Source organism: Massilia sp. CT11-108 (genome assembly GCF_047302915.1).
Lineage (GTDB): Bacteria > Pseudomonadota > Gammaproteobacteria > Burkholderiales > Burkholderiaceae_D > Telluria > Telluria orientalis.
Genome location: NZ_JBKYMO010000641.1, coordinates 1 through 2,696, shown reverse-complemented (window position 1 = coordinate 2,696; position 2,696 = coordinate 1). Strand labels below are relative to the sequence as shown.

At 67.4% G+C, this 2,696-nt stretch carries 2 protein-coding genes; both read left to right on the top strand.

Features of this window, described 5'->3' with window-relative positions; genetic code table 11:
- A partial coding sequence (locus ACEN88_RS28770; protein WP_413345193.1) for a tetratricopeptide repeat protein occupies positions 1-1,468 on the top strand: 1,468 nt, incomplete at its 5' end.
- 182 nt (positions 1,469-1,650) lie between these two features.
- Positions 1,651-2,696, top strand: a 1,046-nt coding sequence (locus tag ACEN88_RS28765; RefSeq protein ID WP_413345191.1) for an ESPR-type extended signal peptide-containing protein, incomplete at its 3' end; no start/stop codon positions are given.

Here is a 2,696-nt window from a genome sequence, read left to right as displayed (position 1 = left end):
GCTGCAGGGATGCGGCGTCGGCCTGCTGCACCGGCTGGGACGGCGTGCCGAGGCGGCCGAGTGCTACCGGGCGGCACTGCTGCTGCGTCCGGACAATGCCGAACTCCACAACAACTTCGCGGTGCTGTTGGCCAGGTCGGGCCAGCCGGAAGCGGCCGAACGGGAGTACCTGCAGGCGGTCGCGTGCCGCCCCGGGTACGCCGACGCCTGGCACAACCTCGGCCTGTCGTACACGCAATCCGGCCGCTACGCCGAGGCCGAGGCCGCGCTGCGCACCAGCCTGCGGTGGCGCGCGCACGACCCGGAAGTCTGGAATTCGCTGGGCAACGTCTACCAGTACATGCAGCGTGACGATGACGCCGAGGCTGCGTATCGGCGCGCGCTCGCGGCCCGGCCCGGCCTCGCCAAGACGTTGAACAACCTGGGCACCCTGCGCCAGCGCCAGGGGCGTGCCGGCGAGGCCGAGGATGCGTACCGGCAGGCGATCGCCGCCGACCCCGGCTATCCGGAAGCGCGTTGGAACCTCGGTTTCCTGCTGCTGGCACAGGGGCGGCTGGCCGAAGGCTGGCCGTGGATGGAGGCGCGGCACGATCCGGCACTGGCGCGTCCGATCGCCGTCAGGCCGGCGCCCGGTTTCCCGCAGTGGAACGGGGAGGCGCTGGACGGCAAGGCCATCGCCGTGTGGCCGGAGCAGGGCTTCGGCGACCAGATCCAGTTCGTGCGCTACCTGCCGTTGCTGAAAGCGGCCGGCGCGCGGACGGTCACGCTGATCTGCCACGATGCGCTGCTGCCCTTGCTGCGCGGTGCTGCCGGCGCCGACCGCGTCGTCCCCATGAGCGAGGCGGGGCACCTGGCGCCGCACGATTTCTGGGTTTTCATGTTGAGTCTGCCGATGCACGCCGAAACCACGCTCGCGACGATCCCGGCCACGCTCCCTTACCTCGCCGCGGACCCCGCGCGCCGCGCGTACTGGCGTGCCCGGCTGGATATGCTGCCCGCCGGAATGCGTGTCGGCCTCGTCTGGCGCGGCTTTGGCGGGCACGTCAATGACGCGAACCGCTCCCTGCCGGATCTGTCGGTCCTGGCCCCGCTGTGGTCGGTGCCGGGCGTCGCGTTCGTCAGTCTGCAGCGCGGCATGGACGGCGAGCCGCGGCGGGCCGGCCCGGACGGCCTTGAACTCCTCGAACTCGGCGCCGGAATCGCGGACTTCGGCGATACGGCGGCAATCGTGGCGGAGCTCGACCTGGTCATCTGCGTCGATACGGCCGTGGCCCATGTCGCCGGCGCACTGGGCAAGCGCTGCTGGGTGCTGCTGCCGGCCATCCATCCCGACTGGCGCTGGATGGAAGAGCGCGTCGATTCGCCCTGGTATCCGGGCGTGCTCCGGTTGTACCGCCAGCGCCATGCCGGTGCCTGGGACGACGTCGTTGCGCGGGTGGCGCACGACTTGGCCGTCATCGCGTATTGACGCGCTGCCTCGTCAAGTTACCAGAAGGTCTACTTTTCGTTGTTTCGACACACGAACTCTTACTATCGTTTCGTTTTTTCGGGAACAAATGTTCCCTAGTGGCATTTTTGTCGCCGATAATCAACGTTTGTCGCTGTCCTTTCGTCCGGTCTTGCTGTTTTTACGGAATACATCACACTGCCATGAATCACATCTATCGTCTCGTCTGGAACAAGAAACGTCGTATGCTCATGGCGGTCGCCGAAATCGGCTGCGCCAACGGCAAGGACGCTGCGGGAACGACCCGCGGCCAAGATGGCGTGCCGGACGGGGGCGGCGCTTATTCCGGCGCCCGGACGCTCCTGGCGACTGCGTTGCTCGCGCTGTTTCCGCTCGTGTCGTTCGCGCAGCAGGGCATGTCGGACTATATTCCCGCTGGCACATCGTTGTCGGTGTCCGACGGCGACGGCTCGAATGCCTTGCTGGCCGGCACCAATCTGACGAACGATGGTACGCTCGATATCACCGGCACGGATGCCGGCTCGCACCTCGTCAGCCTGTCGGGTTCCGGGACCGTGCTGATGGACGCCAGGACGCTGACCTTGACCGCCGCGGACGGCTTTTATCTCGGCACGCTGCAGGGTTCGGGCAGCCTGGTGGTCGCCGGCGGCTACGAGACGCTGGGCGGTGTGAACGTCCATGGGGGCGCCACCCAGGTCGACCAATACGCGGGCCTGTCCCTGTCGGGTTCCGGCAGCATTGCCCTGTCGAGCGGCTTGCTCAATAACGGCATGTTCGATATCGCCGCGACGAACAACGGCGCCAACGTGAACTCGCTGTCCGGTTCGGGGACGGTGTGGCTGGGCGGACAGACGCTGACGCTGACCAATACCGGCGACACCTTTGCAGGCATGATCGCCGGTTTCGGCGGCGTGAACGTCGCGGGCGGCACGCAGGTGCTCAGCGGTACCAATATCTATTTCGGCGCCACGTCGATCGACCAGGGCGGCGCACTGGCGCTGTCCGGTTCGGGCAGCATCGCGCTGTCCAGCGGTGTGGCCAACAACGGCGTGTTCGATATTGCCGCCACGGACAATGGCGCCCAGGTGACATCGCTGTCCGGTTCGGGGACGGTGTGGCTGGGCGGACAGACGCTGACGCTGACCAATGCTGGCGACACCTTTGCAGGCATGATCGCCGGTTTCGGCGGCGTGAACGTCGCGGGCGGCACGCAGGTGCTCAGCGGTAC